This is a genomic window from Photobacterium alginatilyticum (genome assembly GCF_009910675.1).
GTDB classification, from domain to species: domain Bacteria; phylum Pseudomonadota; class Gammaproteobacteria; order Enterobacterales; family Vibrionaceae; genus Photobacterium; species Photobacterium alginatilyticum.
Genome location: NZ_RSEJ01000023.1, coordinates 1 through 20,206, shown reverse-complemented (window position 1 = coordinate 20,206; position 20,206 = coordinate 1). Strand labels below are relative to the sequence as shown.

At 45.2% G+C, this 20,206-nt stretch carries 16 protein-coding genes and 1 pseudogene; 8 read left to right on the top strand and 9 right to left on the bottom strand.

Annotation, left to right across the window (positions count from 1 at the left end; all coding sequences use genetic code 11):
- Window positions 1–65 precede the first annotated feature (65 nt).
- Window positions 66–659, top strand: a complete 594-nt coding sequence (locus EIZ48_RS19700) for a DNA-3-methyladenine glycosylase I (protein WP_160655141.1) — start codon at window positions 66–68, stop codon at window positions 657–659.
- A 76-nt stretch (window positions 660–735) separates the two neighbouring features.
- Here the strand turns inward: EIZ48_RS19700 and EIZ48_RS19695 are convergent, their stop codons facing one another.
- On the bottom strand, window positions 736–1,818 hold the full coding sequence (locus tag EIZ48_RS19695; RefSeq protein WP_160655365.1) for a ketoacyl-ACP synthase III: 1,083 nt from the start codon (window positions 1,816–1,818) through the stop codon (window positions 736–738).
- Between the two features lie 316 nt (window positions 1,819–2,134).
- Between EIZ48_RS19695 and EIZ48_RS19690 the strand changes: the two genes are divergently transcribed.
- Window positions 2,135–3,124: a Gfo/Idh/MocA family protein gene (locus EIZ48_RS19690; RefSeq protein ID WP_160655361.1), complete on the top strand. Its 990-nt coding sequence runs from the start codon at window positions 2,135–2,137 to the stop codon at window positions 3,122–3,124.
- Between the two features lie 84 nt (window positions 3,125–3,208).
- Here the strand turns inward: EIZ48_RS19690 and EIZ48_RS19685 are convergent, their stop codons facing one another.
- A complete protein-coding gene (locus EIZ48_RS19685) occupies window positions 3,209–4,579 on the bottom strand; it encodes an SLC13 family permease (protein WP_160655139.1) in 1,371 nt (456 codons plus the stop codon).
- Between the two features lie 537 nt (window positions 4,580–5,116).
- Here EIZ48_RS19685 and EIZ48_RS29770 point away from each other — a divergent pair.
- A complete protein-coding gene (locus EIZ48_RS29770; protein WP_275690381.1) occupies window positions 5,117–5,242 on the top strand; it encodes a hypothetical protein in 126 nt (41 codons plus the stop codon).
- 97 nt (window positions 5,243–5,339) lie between these two features.
- Here the strand turns inward: EIZ48_RS29770 and EIZ48_RS19680 are convergent, their stop codons facing one another.
- The 5 genes from EIZ48_RS19680 to EIZ48_RS19660 form a co-directional block, all read right to left on the bottom strand.
- A complete protein-coding gene (locus EIZ48_RS19680; protein ID WP_160655136.1) occupies window positions 5,340–6,062 on the bottom strand; it encodes a SanA/YdcF family protein in 723 nt (240 codons plus the stop codon).
- Window positions 6,063–6,294: 232 nt separating this feature from the next.
- On the bottom strand, window positions 6,295–7,233 hold the full coding sequence (locus tag EIZ48_RS19675; RefSeq protein ID WP_160655133.1) for an RDD family protein: 939 nt from the start codon (window positions 7,231–7,233) through the stop codon (window positions 6,295–6,297).
- 154 nt (window positions 7,234–7,387) lie between these two features.
- Complete coding sequence (locus tag EIZ48_RS19670; protein WP_160655130.1) at window positions 7,388–8,197, bottom strand: DUF2145 domain-containing protein; 810 nt, start codon at window positions 8,195–8,197, stop codon at window positions 7,388–7,390.
- 10 nt (window positions 8,198–8,207) lie between these two features.
- The gene (locus EIZ48_RS19665) at window positions 8,208–8,570 is read right to left on the bottom strand and encodes a hypothetical protein (RefSeq protein WP_160655127.1); all 363 of its coding nucleotides are present in this window, start codon (window positions 8,568–8,570) and stop codon (window positions 8,208–8,210) included.
- A gap of 422 nt (window positions 8,571–8,992) precedes the next feature.
- Entirely contained in the window at window positions 8,993–10,681 is a 1,689-nt protein-coding gene (locus tag EIZ48_RS19660; RefSeq protein ID WP_075768129.1) for an NAD-dependent malic enzyme, read from the bottom strand.
- Between the two features lie 405 nt (window positions 10,682–11,086).
- Between EIZ48_RS19660 and EIZ48_RS19655 the strand changes: the two genes are divergently transcribed.
- The 5 genes from EIZ48_RS19655 to EIZ48_RS19635 all read left to right on the top strand — a co-directional run bounded on the left by EIZ48_RS19655 (window position 11,087) and on the right by EIZ48_RS19635 (window position 19,065).
- A complete protein-coding gene (locus tag EIZ48_RS19655; protein ID WP_160655124.1) occupies window positions 11,087–12,103 on the top strand; it encodes a phosphate/phosphite/phosphonate ABC transporter substrate-binding protein in 1,017 nt (338 codons plus the stop codon).
- Window positions 12,104–12,111: 8 nt separating this feature from the next.
- The gene (locus EIZ48_RS19650; RefSeq protein ID WP_160655121.1) at window positions 12,112–14,280 is read left to right on the top strand and encodes an EAL domain-containing protein; all 2,169 of its coding nucleotides are present in this window, start codon (window positions 12,112–12,114) and stop codon (window positions 14,278–14,280) included.
- Between the two features lie 163 nt (window positions 14,281–14,443).
- Window positions 14,444–15,187: an SH3 domain-containing protein gene (locus tag EIZ48_RS19645; RefSeq protein ID WP_160655119.1), complete on the top strand. Its 744-nt coding sequence runs from the start codon at window positions 14,444–14,446 to the stop codon at window positions 15,185–15,187.
- A 28-nt stretch (window positions 15,188–15,215) separates the two neighbouring features.
- A complete protein-coding gene (locus EIZ48_RS19640; protein WP_160655116.1) occupies window positions 15,216–16,556 on the top strand; it encodes a phospholipase effector Tle1 domain-containing protein in 1,341 nt (446 codons plus the stop codon).
- Window positions 16,557–16,686: 130 nt separating this feature from the next.
- Window positions 16,687–19,065 (top strand): helicase-related protein, encoded by a 2,379-nt coding sequence (locus EIZ48_RS19635; protein ID WP_160655113.1) that lies wholly within the window; start codon window positions 16,687–16,689, stop codon window positions 19,063–19,065.
- Window positions 19,066–19,139: 74 nt separating this feature from the next.
- On the opposite strand, the gene EIZ48_RS19630 is transcribed toward EIZ48_RS19635, so the two are convergent.
- Both EIZ48_RS19630 and EIZ48_RS19625 read right to left on the bottom strand, forming a co-directional pair.
- Window positions 19,140–19,574 carry a hypothetical protein gene (locus EIZ48_RS19630; protein ID WP_160655110.1) on the bottom strand — a complete coding sequence of 145 codons (435 nt, stop codon included), beginning with the start codon at window positions 19,572–19,574 and terminating at the stop codon, window positions 19,140–19,142.
- A gap of 16 nt (window positions 19,575–19,590) precedes the next feature.
- Window positions 19,591–20,028 (bottom strand): annotated as a pseudogene (locus EIZ48_RS19625) (DUF4842 domain-containing protein); the annotation flags it as partial.
- Window positions 20,029–20,206 lie beyond the last annotated feature (178 nt).

Here is a 20,206-nt window from a genome sequence, read left to right as displayed (position 1 = left end):
ACACCATTATTCGCCTGCTCTATGTTGGTGTTCATATAAATATGATGTTGCATCAAAGGTTCCCTATGTCTGAAAGCCTCACACGTTGCCCATGGGTCGATACGAGTAAACCTGATTATGTGGCTTACCATGATTTAGAGTGGGGCGTTCCCCTGTATGAAGATAATAAAATTTTCGAGTTCCTTATTCTTGAATCAGCGCAAGCCGGTCTTAGCTGGTACACCATTTTAAAGAAGCGGGAAAATTATCGTGGGGCTTTCGCCGATTTTAACCCTAAGATAGTTGCAACTTTTGATGAGACGAAAGTCGAGCAACTGATGGATAATGCAGGTATTGTTCGCAATCGCCGTAAAATTGAGGCGGCCATCAATAATGCTCAGCGTTTTTTGGAGGTGCAGGCTGAATTTGGCAGTTTTGCAAAGTATATCTGGGGCTTTGTTGGCGGAAAGCCGAAGACAAATCATATTGAGTCCTTATCTGACTACCCGGTGACGACCCAGGAATCAGATGCACTGGCCAAAGATCTGAAAAAGAGAGGCTTTAAGTTTCTCGGTTCGACGACAATTTATGCGCACATGCAGGCTAGTGGTATGGTCAATGACCACAGCCTTGACTGCTTTCGCAGAGCCGAAATACTGGAAGCCGAAGTCGATAACTAATTAGTTGCAATTGTATCAGCCAGTTAGCTGGCTGATACGAGGGGTAACACCTGGTTCAAAACTCTACATACCAGATTTAGGCCGGTTTCTTATTCACACAATGCTCAATGGCATTTGCAAGAAGCTCTGTCGCTGTCTGGTTACACTCGGTAAGACTGGCATCAGAGAGGGCTACTGGTGTTGTGCGCTCTCCCCATTTGATAATACTTGCGCCCCAGGTTAGCCCGGCACCAAAAGCGGCTGACAAGATAGTGTTACCCGGCTGGATCCTTCCTTGCTCAACGGCTTCACACAGTGCAATCGGCACGGTAGCTGCAGAAGTATTGCCGTACTTGTTGATATTGACGAATGCTTTTTCGATTGGAATACCAGCGTGATCGCATAACGCCTCAATAATCCGTTTGTTAGCCTGATGAGGAATGACGATATCAATATCTTCACTGCTTAGTTGGGCTCGCTCGAGCACCGTTCGCGCAGCGGCATCCATTCCTCTAACAGCACGGCGGAAAATCTCGCGTCCGACAAAATCAAAGGCAAAATGGCCTGAGTCGGGATTAAACCGGTCCATACCGGTGCCAAATTGTGGGATAGCCAGAACGTCACGACCTTCGGAGTCACATCCAAGCTGTGCATCCAACAGGCCGGATTCTTGCTCTGAACGGCTAAGCACAACAGCACCGGCTCCATCACCAAATAAGACTGCCGTATCGCGCTGGCTCCAATCAAGAAGCCAGGACAAGCGTTCGGCACCGATTACCAATATATGTTCGTAACTGCCGGCCTGAATCATGCGTGTTGCTGTCTCGAGTCCGTAGAGGAAGCCTGTGCATGCTGCATTCATATCAAAAGCAGCGGCTTTGGCTGCTCCAAGCTCTCGCTGGACTTTTGAGGCAATATTGGGAATTAGTGTATCCGGTGAGCAGGTGGCAATGATAATTAAGTCCAACTCCCTGGCATCAATCCCGGCAGCTGCCAGCGCCCGCGAACCTGCAACTCTCGCCAGTTCAGAAGTATTGACATGGCTGATATGGCGAGTCTCGATGCCTGTCCGGGTACGGATCCACTCATCAGAGGTATCGACAAATTGGCTTAATTCATCATTAGTTAATACCGTTGGAGGTAAACACTTCCCCCAGCCGGTTATTTCGGCATAGTACATAGGCTGTCTCGTAGTCATTATGGAACCGTGTTATTGAGGGCAAAATGATAAAGCAATCAATGGTTGTGATTGCTGTTATGTCTAGACTGTAACAAACTCATCCCGGCAGCGATAGTTAACGAGTCGAAATTTACGAGCTCAATCATGGGCTTAGAAAACATTATGCATTCGTTACGTGAATATCTCTATAGGCTGAGCGGATTTAAATGGTGGAGTATTGCCTTGCGAGCAATAATTGGCGATTAAATACGGTGAGTACAATCTGTTATGATTGAACCCACTAGCATGGAATAACAATAAGGTAGTAGTGACGATTATGATCCGTTTTGGTGTGATTGGTACGAATTGGATTACGGATAGTTTTATCGAAGCCGCTGTGAAAACAGGAAAATACCAGCTGACAGCTGTGTATTCACGTCAGCTGGATAAAGCTCAACAGTTTGGCGCAAAATACGGAGTCGACAGGTACTTTGACAGCCTTGATGAAATGGCTGCAAGCGATGAGATTGATGCCGTCTATATTGCCAGCCCTAATTCACTTCATGGCCCACAGGCTAAGCAGTTTATTGAGCAGGGCAAGCATGTTGTCGGTGAAAAGCCACTGGCGTCAAATTATGCAGAAGTCGACGCATTAATTAGCGCCGCCGCTGATAAGGGTGTTGTTCTGTTCGAAGCCATGAAAACGACGTATACCCCGAACTTTTTGCGCATACGTGAGTCGCTACCTAAGCTCGGGAAGCTGCGCAAAGTGTACTTTTCTTATTGCCAACTGTCCTCTCGCTACGGGAAGTACCTGAATGGCGAAAATCCTAATACCTTTAACCCGGCCTTTTCCAATGGCTCGCTGATGGATATTGGCATTTACCCGTTAAGTGCTGCAATTGGGTTGTTTGGTGAGCCGAACAGCTTTACCGCACAAGGTGCGTTGTTGGATTCAGGAGTGGATGCGCATGGTACATTAGTACTTCACTATAACGGGTTTGATGCTGTTATCAGCCATTCAAAAGTCAGTGATGGCCTGATCCCGAGCGAACTCCAGGGTGAGCAGGCGAGCATGCTGGTTGATGGGATTTCGGAATGTAAGTCTGTTTCGTTACATCGTCCGGGTGAAGGCGCAGTTGATTTGAGTGTTGCTCAAGAAGAAAACGTGATGTATTACGAAGCGCTTGAATTTGCTCGTTTGGTCGAGTTGCAGCAGGTAACGCACTCCGGGTTGGATAGAGCCCGTATTGTTAGTGCCATCATTACACAGGCCCGTGACATTATAGGTGTTCGCTTCCCGGCAGATGAACAACCACTAGTCTGATAACAAAGGCACAAAAAAAGTGGCCAGTTTTGGCCACCTAAAAGGAAATGATTATTTATTGTTAGAATAGTGCAGGGCGAAAACTTACCAGAACATCCATGCAAAGGCCGAAAGGGCACCGATACAGGCAATGTTGAGATAGATACCGGCTTTCATCATCTCGCTTTGCTTAATATGACCAGAGCCGAAGACAATTGCATTAGGTGGTGTAGCCACCGGAAGCATGAAGGCACACGATGCTGCAATCGCAATCAAGGCTGACAGAATGACAGGTGAGACACCCAATGCTTCTGCGACTGTTGCAAATACGGGTACCAGAAGGGCGGCACTGGCAGTGTTACTGGCAAACTCGGTAAGGAATACCACGAACCCGGCAACAACCAATATTGTGAAAAACAGGCCAGCTTGCTCTAAGAAACCACTTAGGCTGTGAGCAAGGAAAACACTGGTGCCTGTTGCTTTAAGAACATTACTTAGGCAGATGCCGCCACCGAACAGTAGCAGTACACCCCAGTCTGTTGACTTCTCAATATCTTTCCACTGAACAACACGCGAGATACCAAGCAGAACGATTGCAGATAGCGCGACTAGGGTATCAAATTTGCTAAATCCACCTAAGAATGCATTGATTGGTTTGCTGAAAATCCACATCAATACCGTCAGGCCAAAAATAGCTAGCGTTATCAATTTACCGTTGTCCCACTCAACCGGTTTGTGGTCCAGTTCAAATGTATGCTTTAGGTTCGGTTTTAGCATGAAGTAGAGCATACCTACAGTGATTGGTAGCAAAATCATCGATACCGGCAGACCGAACGCCATCCACTCGGTAAAGCTCAGGCCAACTTCTGCAGCGGCAATGGCATTTGGTGGGCTGCCGACAACCGTTGCGATACCACCAATACTTGCGCAGTAAGCGATACCCAGTAACACAAACACATAGGTGCCACGTTCGCTTTTAGCATTCACTTTGTTCAAAACACCAAGTACGAGAGGGAGCATCATAGCTGTCGTTGCCGTGTTGCTGATCCACATTGACAGGGCAGCCGTAACACCAAATAGCATAAAGACGGCGACTGACATACGTCCTTTTGCGATAAGAAGAACTTTATCGGCAATGGCTTTGTCCAGTTCTTGCTTGTGTAATGCAGCAGCAAGGGCAAAACCACCAAGGAACAAGAAAATGATTGGATTGGCAAAGTTGCTTAGTGCCTGTGGTGTTTTGAATATCCCAAATGCGACAGCCATTATCGGAACAAGTATAGCTGTAATACTTACATGAACCGCTTCTGTGAGCCATAAAACAGCCACAAAGGCCAGAATGCTCAAGCCGATCACAACGTCTTCCTCGAAGGGAAGGGTATTTAACAAAATGCTAAACAGGGCGATGTCTGCCAGTAGAATGATACTATTCCGGTCAAACAGCCACTTTTTCAGTGTCAGGGTTAAGGCTGTCATATGCTTTCCTTTCGCTAGTTATATTAATAATGCGCAATGTGATGCACAACATGTTACTTAAGTTGAATGTTACAGAAACTTTGGTAATTGTTAACCACTGGGTGGTTGTTTGTTGAGCTTTTGGCTTGTTGATTATCTTTTTTGTGAGCTTATTGTCTGCGAATGTGTGGAAATGTACCCATCAGAAACTCGGCTAGATAATCATGCTGCGAAAGGGGGAGCTCGTTGGGCTTGGTAGTTGAATTTTCTACGGCTCCCATAATTTATCATATTTATGCTGGGGCAGTGATATTGACAGATAAAAAGAAATGTTAAATGAATTTTTCTCTGCTTACAGAGTGCTCGTTTTGAAGCTTGTTGCAATTGGTTGTGATTCAGTCAATAGGGTAATTATTTATTCAAAATATGTGTGTTAGATCACAGATGTCAGCTAGGGTGGCAAAAAATCTTTAGGTGCAAATTTATGCCTTCTGTATCATAAATCCAAAGGGAATTTTAAATTAATAAAATTGAATAAAATTATAAGGCTAGGTCATTATGGGTTCCAAAACGCAGGGGTTGCGTAAGCGCGTTCATAGCGAGGCACAGGCGCACATGAAAGGTGTGCGAATGAAGTTTTTAAAAGCGTATATCGAGAAGGAAGGAAAACAAAAGGCGAACTAACAGTTTTACTTCCAATCGTTAAACCGTAATTTCTGATGATATAAGAAAGCCACTGAAGAATCGCAGTGGCTTTGTTGTATTTCTGATACGGAAAAACTCATCCGCTGGTTTGTAGTTCTTCTGTCGTTGGTTCTTCAATTTCTTGCTTTTCAAGCACGGGCCCTTCAAGGATTGCCTGTTCGGTGGCTATAGGCTCTTTGGGTCCGAGGAAGCGGGGTTGAATGTCTAACAGGTAGAGGTCGACCACAGCTTTCACCCTTGCAAGAATTTCCCGAACACGTATTTTTAATCCAGCCATGCCTCTGGGCTCCGGAACTGCAAGACAAATTGCATCAATGTCATTGCTTTGGGCAATAAACAATGCCCGTTCACAGTGAAACTTTTGGGTAATGATAACGAAGTGGTCGGCCTCGAAGACGTTCTTGGCTCTGACGATGGAGTCCAGTGTGCGAAAACCGGCGTAATCCAGAACAATGTCTTGATCTGGAATACCGGCTTTCAATAAGTCTCGCTTCATTGTCCAAGGCTCGTTGTATGAGCGATGGGCGTTATCTCCACTTAGCAGTAAAATATTGACTTTCCCAAGCTCATATAACTCAAGAGCGGCAGACATGCGGTAGTCGTAGTAAGGATTGAGGTTTTTGGCGATGTACTTACTTGTTCCTAGCACCAGACCAATAGAGCGTGAAGGGATGAGAGAGGGATCAAAAAATATACGATCCGTAGTTGATTCCGATATCCAACGATCGATAAGCAAACTCGTTCCAGTAAGAACGATACAGAGAACTGCAGAAATGCGAATGAAGGAGAGCAGTTTCATATAAACCTAAGTGTAACCATTAAATGCTATCGGCAATAGTACCCTAATACCTTATCAAGGTACTATATGCCACAACCCTTTGAATTGTTAGTTAATTGTCAATTATAGTCAATGTCATGTGAGAGCAAGGTCAGACTCTTTGAATCGAAGGTGCATTAGGTTGGAAAGTGATAGTTAACAGCCAACTCTGCTGCTGGCCTCACTCTGAATCCTGCATCTTGAGGTAGTTTGGCTATAACTCTAAAGGTTCAAAAGAGTGGTTTTGTTTATTCCAACTCGAAAAAATACCCGTGTCATAACCGTAAATTAACTGAACCTTGATAATGTCTTTATCTAATGAAGGCTCGTAGGTATGAACGATTATCTCTGCAATATGTCGAGCGAGTTCTACATCATCTACTTTATTCTTTAACAGGAATACGTCTGCGGCAACATAGGTAGTGTTGGTCGTTTCTCCATCTGTTGTTTTGAAAACAGTTTCCCCGTCAGTTACGTTTACCGAGAGTAATGAAGGAATTTCCATCACAGCATCTTGAGTTGTAGCAAGTTTTGTAATGAGCTCTGCTTGAGCGTTATCTTGTAATAATAAGGGTAAGCTAAGCATCGCTGTGCAAAACAGAGAAATGATAACCAAGTGTGGTCGCCATACTTTTCCAATATCTTGTTGTTCACTATTGATGTTTACAACGTAGGTTCCAACGGCCAGGTCATGCAGTGACTGTCTCGTTGTACGGTTAAAAAGGTATAGGTAGTAGGTAGAGAATAGCCCGCCAAAAATGATAAGAGGGTATAAGTACTCTAATAGCATCGGTGTAATATTACCATCAGGCTGGACACCATTAAGATATACAGGGATATATAAAATTAAATATCTGCTACATGACCTATTAACAGTTATTGTATTGTTATTAGAATCAACAACCTTTATTTTAAATAGCTTTTTACCTAGTGTTTGTCCGTGGCCAAGGCTACTATTTAGTATGCTGTAATAAAGCAGCGCAATTGAAAACCCAATCAAGTTACCCCAGTTTCCAATTTGAACAAAGAAGTCTTGAAACATGAAGCCCAAGAAGAAACCACTGGTACCAAGTATGGCAATATCGACTAAAAATGCTGCAATTCTTCGCCAAAAACTAGCAATCCATCTTTTGTTCTTATTATCTTCTTTCATCGTACGTCCTTAAATGAACCAAGCTTAAGTTGTTCATTTTTTGTTATTGCAAACTGCACTACTGTTGTATAGGGGCTCGATACTATCATGCGTTGCATTATATGTTGCTGCGTAGGTTCTAGTTATGTGAAATAGCGATATTTGTAGCGGTAACTTATCCATCCTGAGCGTCAAGTGTGATAGTAAACACCTCAGAAGCGGCGTTGTAGTTGGTTAGAAAATCACCAATGGTTGTAAAGGTGGCTGTTTCAGGAGATCCCGGATGATCGGACGTTGTGATATCTGCAACAAACATCGAGCCAAGCGCAAGCTTAACAGGACTTACACGCAAAGGCTGAGGCCTAAAGTAAGCCCTTTGGTTGAGTTTAATCGCTTTTATATCGTCAGTCTGATAGATAGCGGCGGTAATAAGGTCAAGGGTGAACTCCGTGCAGTTTTGAAAGTCCGTTGTGAACGGGTTTGCAATGAGTGAGTAATTGGGGTTATGTAAATTGTTATAACTTGATGAAGATATAATGGTTAATAGCCTTCTTTGTAATTCTGCAGAGGGTATGATTACACCTGCTTCAAGATCTTCGACACCAGCAAAAAAATCGACCGGAAAATCTTGTACCAGCTCACTCACATCTGGTGATTGTTCTGTCTGGTACAGGTTATATATTGCATACCCAGGCACAACTCTATCATCTTCAGTGGTAATCTGAGAATAAACGGCAACGGCTGTATGAGTAAATCTTATTCCTGGCGGTAAATTACTACGCGAACTACCTACCCTTGCAATAATGGCAACTCTGGCTCCTTTTTTGGCCAATATCTTTTCAACTTTCTTAGAAAAGGATAAGATCTCTTCTGTCGTATAATACGTTTCTGATCCTGCCTGGCTCATACCTGCGAGCGCCGAAGCGCTCGGAAATGATAATAGAAACAGAGAGGATATTAGGATATAAAGCCTTACAACCTTCATTAGTTATCTCCTATATTTCTTGGTTATTCAAATTTGGCTTTAATGCTTCACTCGGTGGTGGACCTGCTGAAATTGACTCTTCCGTAATTTCTAATGGGGTACCAATAGGTGCCGTTGCGGCTTCCATCAGTTCATTGGATACTGTTTTACTAACTGTACCGACAGAGCCCACAACGGCGAGTGGCATGGCTGAAGCGGCTGAAGTCACTTGCCCTGACCCGGCAATAGAATGACCAGCACTTGCACTGGCGTGTGAACCTGATTTCCCTGTTTCTTTCAATGCTTGCCCGCTGTGGTTTCCACTGGCAATTGCACTGCTAGAGCATGCTAAGGCGATAGTGGATGCGATGGCGAATAAAATTGATTTGTTCATGTGTCTCTCCGTTAGATGAATTACAAATATATTTAAAATAAACAACCACAACTGATGTGGTAGTAAAATAATAGGAAAGCGATTTGTAGAAATGCATATTAAATGACATTTCAGGTGTTTATATCTGCTGTTATAAATAAATCTAAATTTTATTTTATATGCATTCACCGTTTAAAAGTAATTAGTGTTTGTTATTAGTTAATATATATGCGCTGGCCATTATCACAACAATCGAACAGTGTTTTTTTGAGGTCTATCACGGAAATAAATGAAACCATGCAACACCTATTCATCTTATCTGAAAAATAGTTATGGGCTTCTTAGTCTGTGTTGTGCTGAGAGGCTGGGTGTACTTATTGGAGGGGAGGGCGTAGCCTAAAATGAAGAAGCCCGCATCTGCGCGGGCTATTGATAGGTATTTATTAGAAAGAAGTACGCTTGTAACGACGGTATTCTGCTTGCCAGAAGTTTGCGTCAATCTTCTCTTTAATTCGTTCGTCAGTATTTTTCGGTGCCTTATGCTGCTCAACTGCCTTTTTGGCAACAGCAAAAGCAATATGACGGGATACTGTCTGGATTTCTTCCAATGGTGGGAGCAGGGCGCCTTTACCATCGATAGCCAGCGGGGAGCATTCTGCCAGAGCGCGGCTACTTTCCATCAGCATTTCGTCAGTGACGCGACGCGCGCCGACAGCCAATACGCCCAGGCCGATCCCCGGGAAGATATAGCTGTTGTTACACTGGGCAATCGGGTAGGTTTTACCGTTATGTACAACAGGTTCAAACGGAGAGCCCGTGGCAACGAGCGCATTACCATCTGTCCAGCGAATTATATCAGCCGGTGTCGCTTCAACGCGGCTAGTCGGGTTGGACAGCGGGAAGATGATAGGGCGTTCGCAATGCTGGTGCATTTCACGAATCACATCTTCACTGAATAGTCCCGGTACACCGGATACACCGATCAGAATGGTGGGTTTGGCATTGCGCATAACATCAAGTAGCGAGATGTTGTTATCCTGTGCTTCCCACTTATTAATTTCGTCACGAGGCTGAACAAGCTTCTTCTGGAAGTTAATCAGGTTCGGCATGTCGTCTACCAACAGACCCCAGCGATCAACCATAAACACCTGGCTACGGGCTTGTTCATCGGAAATGCCTTCCGAAACCATCTGCGCGATAATTGCTTCAGCGATACCACAACCTGCTGAGCCAGCGCCCAGGAAGGTGACTCGTTGTTCAGATAGCTTGCTGCCTGCGGCCTTACAAGCGGCCAACAATGAGCCAACAGTAACCGCTGCAGTCCCCTGAATATCATCGTTGAAGCAACAAACTTTGTCCTTGTAGCGCTCAAGCAGAGGCATGGCGTTTTTCTGGGCAAAATCTTCAAACTGGATTAACGCATCTGGCCAACGTTGTTTTACTGCCTGGATAAATTCGTCAACGAAGTTCTCGTATTCCTGACCGGAGATACGCGGATGGCGCCAGCCCATGTACATAGGATCAGACAGGCGTTGTGGATTATTGGTACCCACATCAAGAACAACCGGCAGGGTATATGCCGGGCTAATACCACCACAGGCGGTATATAGAGACAGCTTACCAATTGGGATCCCCATACCGCCGATGCCCTGGTCACCAAGACCAAGAATACGTTCGCCATCGGTCACAACGATTACTTTTACATTGTGGCGAGAGGCGTTGTTCAGCATGTCTTCAATGCGGTCGCGGTTCGGGTACGAGATAAACAGGCCGCGTCCACGGCGATAGATATTAGAAAAGTCTTCACATGCCGCACCTACTGTTGGCGTGTAGATGATTGGCATCATTTCGGTGATGTGATTTTCAACCAGGCGATAGAACAGAGTCTCGTTAGTATCCTGGATGTTTCGCAGGTAAATGTGCTTATCCATATCATTATCAAATTTTTGATACTGCTGATATGCACGTTCGGTTTGCTCTTCGATGGTTTCAATTGCTTCTGGAAGCAGACCTTCCAGATTGAAGAACATCCGTTCTTCGACAGAGAATGCACTACCTTTGTTTAGCAGAGGTGTTTCAAGCAACGCAGGGCCTGCGTAGGGAATATATAAGGGTCTTTTATCGTTTTTCATGCAATAGACTCTGTTTTTGGGGACTTGGTAGTTATCAATAAAAATTGTATACAACATTTTCATTTAGGGGCTAATCGTATGCTTATAAGCGAGTTATTTCAAAGCCTGTAAGGGTTATTTTCGAGAAAATGATCATGTTTCTTTATTTTGGGGGGATTTTTCCCCATTCCTCGTAGGTAACGGGTTAACAAATAATGTGCTGACCGGGGAAGAAGGTTAGTGAGTCATGCTGAGTTTGTGAACAGCTGCAGTGCTTGTTAATGAAGCCGAAAGTATTTGTGAGAGAAATAACTGACAAATTACAAGACCGGTACTAATAGAAGGTTGGAACAGCTAGTTATGAATGCTGCATTTTTTCATCGAAAAATTGAGAACTGAATAACACAATTTTCCCGTTGGTCTATTATGAAATTTGTTTTAGAGCAATTTCATGAAGGGCAGTCGATGAAGGATGTTCAACTATGTCGAGTCATGAGCTACAGGGCTTTGTGTCTGGCGTTATTGTTTGTCGGTATAGAAACAAATGCTGTGACAGTGAGTCAAACTGACTCGAGCCTGTTTTCTAGCGTACTTACTGTTGGTGTCATCAGTACCAATCCGAAGAAGCAATATAAATTCATTAAGCCGATGGCTGATTACTTAGCCAGCAATCTTCATGCTTACGGTATCGAAAAAGGCGAGGTGATCGTCGCCAGAAATACCGCACAGATGATGAATCTTCTTGAGCAAGGCAAGGTTGATGTATTGTCGGAAACGGTATTTACAGCCAGTAAACTCGTTAACGAATCCTATGCCGAGTTGCTTTTGCTTAGGTGGAAGAAAGGAGTGGATAAATATCGCTCGGTGTTCTTTGTCCGGAAGGATAGTGGTATTAAGTCATTGAATGATTTACTTGGAAAAACCATTGCTTTTGAAGACAGAAGCTCTGCCAGTGCTTTCTATATTCCTGCATCAATTTTGCTTCAGTCAGGCTTTGAACTTCAGGAGTTAAAATCACCGAGAGAGTTACCTGATGCGAATCGGGTCGGTTACCTATTTTCTGATGAAATGACGGCCTCGCATAACGAAGTCAACATTTCATCATGGGTCTGTAACGGGGTGATTATGGCTGGCGCCTTTAGCGATTTGAATTGGAACGATGAGGAAGATCTGCCGTCGCAGATGCGGGAAGAGCTGACTATTATCCATCAGTCTCCGTCGTTTCCAAGAAGTGTTGTTTTGATTCGCTCCGGGATCGACAACGGGTTAAAGAACGAGATCCAGCGACTATTGCTTGATGCCAATGACAGCGAAGCTGGGAAAGCGGCACTGCGGCGGTATCAGTCAACGGCAAAATTTACGCATTTAAGCTCTGATGCATTAGACGGCATCGCGTATGCCGAACAGCTTAGAGAAATTGTTGAACAGCAGTTGGTTCCCTAGGGGGGATAATGAACTTGCTTACCCGCTTTTCATTATGGAATACCTTACTTGTCGTCGGTGGTATTGTGTTGGTTTCGACGATTCAGATAGCGATTGTTAAAGATAGCTCGAGAGAAGTCTTAGAAGATACGACGAAGTTGACCTCCCAAACATTGATGAAGCAACTGTACGAACGAGCCAATCATTCACTGAAGTATTTTTCCGAGGCCCTGGTTAACCCGCTTTACATGTATGACTTAGAGTCGACATATCGGCTTTTGAATCCGGCATTAAGTTCCAAGAAAGTTGATGTGATTGTTGTTTTTGATGATAACGGAAAGATCTTCCATGAAGCCGAGCGAAAGATCACTAGCTACGGTGAGCTGTTTGATCGAACTGATGTGTTGAATGCGGTGTTAACCGATAAAAGAGATTACTCAAATGAGACCAAGCTGCACTATGAGCTTGCTACGCCAATTTTCCTTGGTGATAAGTTACTGGGCGGTTTATTTCTGCAATTTTCTCTTACATCCATTCATGGTGATATCAATAATTCAAGGCAACTGATATCCGATTTTACGCAGTTGAAACTGATGCAGATCCAAGTGATAACCGGCGTCTCTGTGTTATTTGTCTGTTTAATGAGCCTTATTCTGTCGGTCTTTTTGACGCGCTCGATAACTGGTCCCATTTCTGATCTGGTAGATCATGTGAAACGCATGTCTCAAGGGGATTTTTCTCGACTGAATAAGGTTAGCTCCAGTGATGAGGTAGGGATACTGGCGAACTCATTTAACGATCTCAGTATTAAATTACAGCTGCGGACAAAAGAAATGGAGTTTCTTGCCTATCATGATCCATTGACGAAGTTGCCCAACAGAGAGTATTTCCTGCAGTTGCTCAACGCGTTGATTAGAAAGCGTAAGGCACATTTCTCGCCTTTGTTTGTTATGTTCATTGATCTTGACGAATTCAAAAACACCAATGACACCTTTGGCCATCCGGTAGGCGATGCGCTGCTGAGGCAGGTCTCGGAGCGGATTATTACCAGCCTTCGCCGTACCGACTTCAATTCTGAATGCAGCGAGAGTCAGGCCATTCTAGCCAGGGTGGGTGGGGATGAGTTTCTGCTTTGTTTGCCTCAGTTGGCTAATGATAGCGAGGCATCGACTGTCGCAAAAAGACTGATCAAATTGATTAAACGGCCAATTACCATTGAGGGTAAGGAGTTATTTATCAATGCCAGTATTGGAATATCAAGTTTGTCGGCATCTTCTGATACCGGCAACGATTTGATTAAAAATGCTGACATTGCAATGTATGAGGCCAAGGCAAAAGGAAAGGGAACATTCAGTCATTTTAATGCTGAAATGAACAACCGCCTTGAGCACCGAAGCTTGATAGAAACAGAGTTAAGGAAGGCTCAAACAGCCCTGGAGCAATTTGAAATCTGGCTGCAGCCCCAGATTGATCTTAACAGCGGTAGAGTAGTAGGGGCTGAGGCCCTTATTCGATGGCGTCATCCGAAACTTGGCTTGATCCACCCTGACGAGTTTATCTACATCGCCGAATCTACCGGGCTAATCATTCCAATTGGTGACTGGTTAATAGAAAGCGTTTGTCAGCATCTGGTGGATTGGTCAGCCGATTTGCCGCCTAAGTTCCATATTGCAATCAATATATCGGCCAAACAGCTTTACAGGCAAAATACCTGCGAGAAAATTGTAGAAATGTTAGATAAGCATAACCTTTCTGCCGACAGGTTGCATGTTGAGGTAACGGAAAGTTTGCTGATAAAAAATGAAAGGAAAGCACAACAGTACCTTAAGTCTTTATCGGATGCTGGCGTTCAGGTATGGCTTGATGATTTTGGTACAGGGTATTCTTCATTGAAGTACCTTCGTCAGTTCAGCTTTGATGGCGTCAAAATTGATAGAGACTTTATTCGTGATATCGATACAGATACCTATGATCAGGCCTTGTCTGGCGCAATTATTTCAATGGCTAATGACCTTGGTATGTCTGTGGTTGCTGAAGGCATTGAAACCGCCACACAGGAAGCGTTTCTGAAAACCAAATCTTGCAATATCGGGCAAGGCTATTATTACTCCAAGCCACTGACTTCCGATGCCTTTAGGGACAGATACCTGGCAGACAATACAATGACTAAGACGACATTAGCGCTAGTGAAAATGTAAACGATTATTCGCCGTAGATAGCGAGATGTATAGTTTAGACTACAATACTGTATGGCATTATTAATTTGATGCGCAGTAGTTTACTTCGAGCATGCTTTATTGCTTAGCGTGATAAGCCCAATGATGTGTATTTGAGAATACCAAAATTAAGGGTGATATTGACATGAGTGTAGATCGAAACATGCAACACCTTCATCCTACGATACGAACTCGAGTCGCTTCAGTCGTATCGATCTTAAATAAAGAAGGGTTACCATTTAAGGTTTTTGAAGGCTACCGCTCTCCGTCTCGACAAGCCTACCTCTTCAGCAAAGGGCGTAATGGTGTGGCTGGTCCAATAGTGACCAGGGCTAGGCCATGGCAATCCATGCATCAATATGGATGTGCAGCTGATTTAGTGTTGAGGGAGAACGGCCGCTGGAGTTGGGATGATAGTGGGCAAAAGCGAAAATGGTGGAAACGGATGCACAAAGTTGCCAAGGCTGAGGGGCTTGAGCCATTATCTTGGGAAATGCCGCATTTGCAGTTGCCTGATTTATCCTTATCGGAACTACGTCGGGGGTATTACCCGGAAAACGCCGACGAGAGCTGGGCCAATAACCTTGCCAGTGAAATCTACCGTTCCCAGAGAGACGGCGGTGCACCACCTGTTCCGTCTTTACTGCCTGACAGACCAAGCCTGAACGATAATCCGGACGAAGAGCAGATGGTGCGTTCTAAAGTAATAGCACGTACAGGACTTAACTTACGTGCCGGTCCGGGAGTGAACTTTCCGACGTTATCAGTATTACAGCCTAACTCATTTGTTTATGTGATTGGCCAGGAAGGTGATTGGAGCCAGGTTGATCTTGAAGGAGATAACTTGGCTGATGGTTATTGTCATAGTTCTTATCTGAGACAGGTTTAGTTGCAGATATCGTAAAGGAGATGTGAATGTGGCCAAGAATATTATTCTGCTCTCGGATGGTACCGGCAATAGTGCGGCCAAGCTGCACAAAACAAACGTGTGGCGTACCTATAAAGCGATAGATATAAACAGTGAAGAGGTAGCCAAAACACAAATAGCCCTCTATGACGACGGTGTTGGCACATCCAGCTTTAAGCCTCTCAAGTTGCTTGGTGGGGCGATTGGCTGGGGATTAAAGCAAAACGTGATTGACCTCTACTCTTTTCTCAGCAGGAATTATGAAGCGGGTGATGATATTTATTGCTTTGGCTTTAGTCGTGGTGCCTTTACGGTGAGAATATTAGTTGGGCTTGTGGCAAATCAGGGATTGGCACAAGGTAATAATGACGTTGAGCTCAAACAGGATGCCAAGGATAAATATGAGTCCTATTTGAGTGACTGGAAAAAGCGAACGGGCCAAGATACACAGTCAGGGAATAACACTCCCATTCCGATTAAATTTGTTGGTGTGTGGGATACCGTGGATGCCTATGGCGCACCCGTTGATGAGATAAAAGACTTTATCAATCGTTTTTACCCACTCTACATACCTGATCGTCAGTTATCGCAATCCGTTGAGAAGGCAGTGCACGCCCTGGCGATCGATGATGAACGAAAGACCTTTCACCCTTTGCTTTGGGATGAAAGCAACGAAGATGGTAATCGTATCGAGCAGGTCTGGTTTAGCGGTGTTCACTCTAATGTGGGAGGTGGCTATCCGGATGATGACCTCTCTTATGTGCCGCTGGTATGGATGCTGGAAAAAGCGCAGCAACATGGACTAAGGCTCAAAAACGGTATTCTTGGTCAATATCGCGATAAGGCCAATAGCCATGGCACAATGTATGACTCGAGAGCCGGGCTGAAATCACTGTATCGTTACGCGCCGAGAAATATCGACGAGTTGATGAATACGGGCAAAGTGAATATTAAACTGGCCAAAATTCATGATAGCGTGGTGGAAAGAATAGAGAAAAACTATATTAGTTACTCGCCAATCTGCATGCCTTCTGAATATCAGTTAGTAGAGAAACCAAATGATATCGTCATGCATACCAAAAGTGAGGAAGTATTAGAGCTTGTTAATAAGAAGAAAGTGATTAATTGGTCTGCTCAGGTAACGCTATCAATCATTGCGATCATAATTCTCTTCTTGACTGAAACAGATACGGGCTCACTATTGTCTGTATTTACCGGTGCTTTTAATCAGCAGCCATTCCTTATGGGGCTGTTTACTGTCATTTTTGTTATTCACTATAAGATCAACAAAGGCCTTAAAGATAAAATAACAGTCCATGCTGAAGATGCCATGAGGCAAAATCGCCCCTGACTAATGCAGTGACATTGTAGTCATCGTTGACGGCTCCCATGTCCAAACACCAATCTCACAGCAAAGTATGACATGGACGTCAAATGCTGACAAAATACCGTAAGAATTGGATTTAGCAGCAGAAACAGGCATGTCGCAGAAGTTACCCATAGATTCTCTTAAAGAAACATTCCTCTCCCAACTTTCACAGCAGCATTTGGTTGTTGAAGCCGAGACCGGTTCGGGTAAGTCGACCCGTTTGCCGCTATGGGCTGCAGAAAAGGGAAGGGTATTGGTCGTCGAGCCAAGACGTGTGGCATGTACTTCACTAGCCGAATATGTCGCGCAATTGGCGGGGGAGACGCTGGGTGAAGGCGTAGGATATGCAATCCGTTTTGATAATCGATTTACAGATTTGAGCCGCATTGTTTTTGTGACCCCTGGCGTTGCATTGCGATGGTTAAGCGAAGATCAGCTTGCGTCTTTTGATACGGTGATCATCGATGAGTTTCATGAAAGGCGCTGGGATACCGACTTGCTGCTAGCTTTGCTAATGAAGCTTAACAGGCACCGACTGGTCGCGACTTCGGCGACAATGGATGGTCAGCGTCTGTCAGAATATCTCGGCGCTCAGCGCTTGCAGGCCAAGGGGCGAACCTATTCTGTCGAAGTTACCCACTCTGCCAGTGATAGCAGAAATATGCCTGACATCAGAGGGGTTGAGAAGAAAGTCAGCGCAGCGATATTAGGAGTTTATGAGCAGCATCAGGATATTCTGGTCTTTCTCCCGGGTCGCAAAGAAATTGCCCAATGCGTGTCTCAGTTAAAACAAGCTTTTAACGAGCAAATTGCTTCGGGGCTGATGGATGTTATTCCGCTCCATGCCTCTGTCTCTGACGAAGAGAGGCACAGAGCGCTAACTGAAAGCGACAAGCAGCGGATTATTTTGGCCACGAATGTCGCCGAGACATCGCTAACCATTCCTGGTGTGACTCTTATCGTTGACACTGGCCTTGAGCGCAGAACACACCAGCGAAACGGCCGAACAGTGCTGGGGCTTCATGCAATATCACGAGCCAGTGCCGAGCAGCGTAAAGGTCGGGCTGGTCGAGTCAGTGAAGGGTGCTGTATTCGTTTATACGGTAAGGCCGCGCCGCTTGAGAGGCTGACCCCGCCTGAGCTGCATCGGGAGGAGTTGGTTGAGCCGATGCTGGCAGCGGCCTGTTGTGGCTTCACATTTGCAGAGCTGAAGTTTGTTGACAGCTTGCCTCAACAAACGCTTGAAAAAGCGAAGGACAAACTACTGCAAATGCGAGCGATTGACGAGCAGGGGAAGGTGACTGCTCATGGCCAGCGTTTGTATCCGCTGCCGATTGATACATTGTTTGCACACCTGATAACAGTTATGCCTGATAAGGCCAGCCAGGAGATGATGGTTGACTTGTCTGCTGCGCTTAGTGTGCCGCAGCGGCTTTGGCAATTACCAAGCGGTGAAGAGCGGCGTGAACTGCTGTCAAAATGGTTACCGATGGCCTGTGACGCCATGACGATGGTAAAACTGCTTCGAGAACCGATCCCCGACTTTCTTACTGTTGACGAAAGTGTCCTTAAAGAAGCAAGGCAACTATCCGAACAAATTCGTGAGGCTCTTGAGCTCCCGCAATTGGAAGTTGCCACATCAATTAAGCGCGAAAATTGGCTACAGGCTGTAATGACAGCTGCGCCTGAGTTGGTGTACATCAGACGCGAAAAACGTCGTCAGGCACTAGGTAATGGCTACAACGAAGTAACTGTAGGGCGTGACAGCCGATTTGCCGATAGTGCAGAGGCAGCTATCGTTTTCGATCAGTTTGCTTTGCCGGGGAAAGGGGTAAAGCAAACATTGTCACTGGCAACCTGTATGTCTCCTGTCAGCCTGGAGATGATGAGCTCACTGGAATTTGGTGAGGAGGTACAGGGTCAAAGTCAGATGACAGATGATCAATGCTTGGTTGAAGTACAGCGTGTATACGCAGGGCGCGTGATCAGTTCACAATGGCAAGAGCCGCAGGGACAGTCAGCAAGACAGGCACTACTCGGGATGATTCTTGAGGGAGTGGCCTTACCGGGGCTTGCTGATAAGATATCGGCCGACATCCATCAATGGAATCTTTATGTGGCGCTCGGGCGCTACCAGCAAGAGGTTTGTTCGCGTCCGGCAACGCAGGTGGATATGACTGAGTGGTTCAGCGAACAACTGGAAGCACTTGGGGTTGAGACAGCAGAAGACCTGGAGCTGTTTAGTGTTGATGACTTCCCTTTTGATGGTATTCCTGACTGGGAGCGCGACGAATTTGATCAGGCATATCCGTATCAGGTTGAATTGACCGATTTAACAATGCGAATCGAGTACCATATCGCAAGAAAGCTGGTTACGGCCGTGCATGTCAGCGGGAAACGAAAAGCCGATCCGAAGCGCTGGGAGTTGCCGCGTTGGCAGGGGTGGAGAATCCAATATCGAAAAGCCAGCCGAACCATAGACATTAAGTAATACTGCGATAGAAATTTTGCTGCTCGGCACCAGCAGTTTGTGCCGAGCAGCAATAACCTTAAATATTGCCATGTCTAGTTACGTATCGTGATAGTTTCTTGAGGAAGCTGGATAACTTGACGAAATGGGAGACGAGTTCCGTCTCTAAACCATGCTTCTACGAGTACACTGTCTAAGCCTGAGGTGGCTGTAAACCTCCCTTTGAATTGCCCGTCTTTGAGCTCGCCGGCGATAATCCGGCTACTGGTATCAGCTACAACTTCTCCGTTTCTTGCGTGCTTGTAGCTGCCATAAACATTGAGGAACATAAGCTCATTGGATCCGAGTGATATGTCGAGCATGACCGGGTAAGAGGTTCTTAGGTTGAATCCTTCAGGGATGACAATTTGATCAAAGGTCACCCGGTTCTCGCTCCCGCCTCCACCGCTGCTACCACCAGAGTCACCGCCACCACCGCAGCTTGTGAGAGCAAAGGCGAGGCCGAGGGAAATACACAATTTATTTATCATCTTTTCCTCTTAGACATTATTCAAAAAGTTTGCTGACGATAGCGTTAGTACGCTGGTGCCAGTTGCTGTTTGTCTCGCCGCCTGAGCGGGCAAAATCAGCCAGATTTGGGTATGCCTCTAGTACATCAATTCTTTCAGCAGGATGAGACCAGTTAGAATCTATGAGTAATCCCCAGGGTGTTCCGTTCTCTCCGCGGAAGCTGTCACAGTCAGGGCCTGGACAGTTGCTCGGGTCATAGACTGATGTATCGTTTGCCGTTGAAAAGAACCGATCAGAAGCGAGAGAGGTCAGTGAATCGCCCTTTAGGTGGATTTCGAGCTCGCGACCGGGGAATTCAACGTTGAAGTTATCGCCGTGGAAGCGTCCTTCCGGAGCAAAAAGGAAAGGGTTCAGCGGCATGTCGGGGCCAGCTGCAATAGATGAGTTAAATGGTACGCTGACGACAAAGCTAAACTGGTCGGCAGCATCTGCGGTACAACATCAAAGTGTCACCTTGCACTTTCTTGTTCATATAGAAATAACACTTGCAAAAACTAGCATGAATCGCATTCAATCAATATGCTTATTCTACTTGAAAGTATCAATAAGGAAGTTGAAATGATCAATCATAAGGAAAGACTCCAGTTTTTGT

What these genes read in the sequence shown, in the direction of transcription:
- EIZ48_RS19675 (WP_160655133.1), bottom strand. Translation starts at nt 7,233, where the DNA reads ATGAAAGAAGATAATAAGAACAAAAGATGGATTGCTAGTTTTTGGCGA.
- EIZ48_RS29770 (WP_275690381.1), top strand. Translation starts at nt 5,117, where the DNA reads ATGGGTTCCAAAACGCAGGGGTTGCGTAAGCGCGTTCATAGCGAGGCA.
- EIZ48_RS19665 (WP_160655127.1), bottom strand. Translation starts at nt 8,570, where the DNA reads ATGAACAAATCAATTTTATTCGCCATCGCATCCACTATCGCCTTAGCA.
- EIZ48_RS19660 (WP_075768129.1), bottom strand. Translation starts at nt 10,681, where the DNA reads ATGAAAAACGATAAAAGACCCTTATATATTCCCTACGCAGGCCCTGCG.
- EIZ48_RS19655 (WP_160655124.1), top strand. Translation starts at nt 11,087, where the DNA reads ATGAAATTTGTTTTAGAGCAATTTCATGAAGGGCAGTCGATGAAGGAT.
- EIZ48_RS19685 (WP_160655139.1), bottom strand. Translation starts at nt 4,579, where the DNA reads ATGACAGCCTTAACCCTGACACTGAAAAAGTGGCTGTTTGACCGGAAT.
- EIZ48_RS19680 (WP_160655136.1), bottom strand. Translation starts at nt 6,062, where the DNA reads ATGAAACTGCTCTCCTTCATTCGCATTTCTGCAGTTCTCTGTATCGTT.
- EIZ48_RS19630 (WP_160655110.1), bottom strand. Translation starts at nt 19,574, where the DNA reads ATGATAAATAAATTGTGTATTTCCCTCGGCCTCGCCTTTGCTCTCACA.
- EIZ48_RS19670 (WP_160655130.1), bottom strand. Translation starts at nt 8,197, where the DNA reads ATGAAGGTTGTAAGGCTTTATATCCTAATATCCTCTCTGTTTCTATTA.
- EIZ48_RS19695 (WP_160655365.1), bottom strand. Translation starts at nt 1,818, where the DNA reads ATGTACTATGCCGAAATAACCGGCTGGGGGAAGTGTTTACCTCCAACG.
- EIZ48_RS19650 (WP_160655121.1), top strand. Translation starts at nt 12,112, where the DNA reads ATGAACTTGCTTACCCGCTTTTCATTATGGAATACCTTACTTGTCGTC.
- EIZ48_RS19635 (WP_160655113.1), top strand. Translation starts at nt 16,687, where the DNA reads ATGTCGCAGAAGTTACCCATAGATTCTCTTAAAGAAACATTCCTCTCC.
- EIZ48_RS19690 (WP_160655361.1), top strand. Translation starts at nt 2,135, where the DNA reads ATGATCCGTTTTGGTGTGATTGGTACGAATTGGATTACGGATAGTTTT.
- EIZ48_RS19645 (WP_160655119.1), top strand. Translation starts at nt 14,444, where the DNA reads ATGAGTGTAGATCGAAACATGCAACACCTTCATCCTACGATACGAACT.
- EIZ48_RS19700 (WP_160655141.1), top strand. Translation starts at nt 66, where the DNA reads ATGTCTGAAAGCCTCACACGTTGCCCATGGGTCGATACGAGTAAACCT.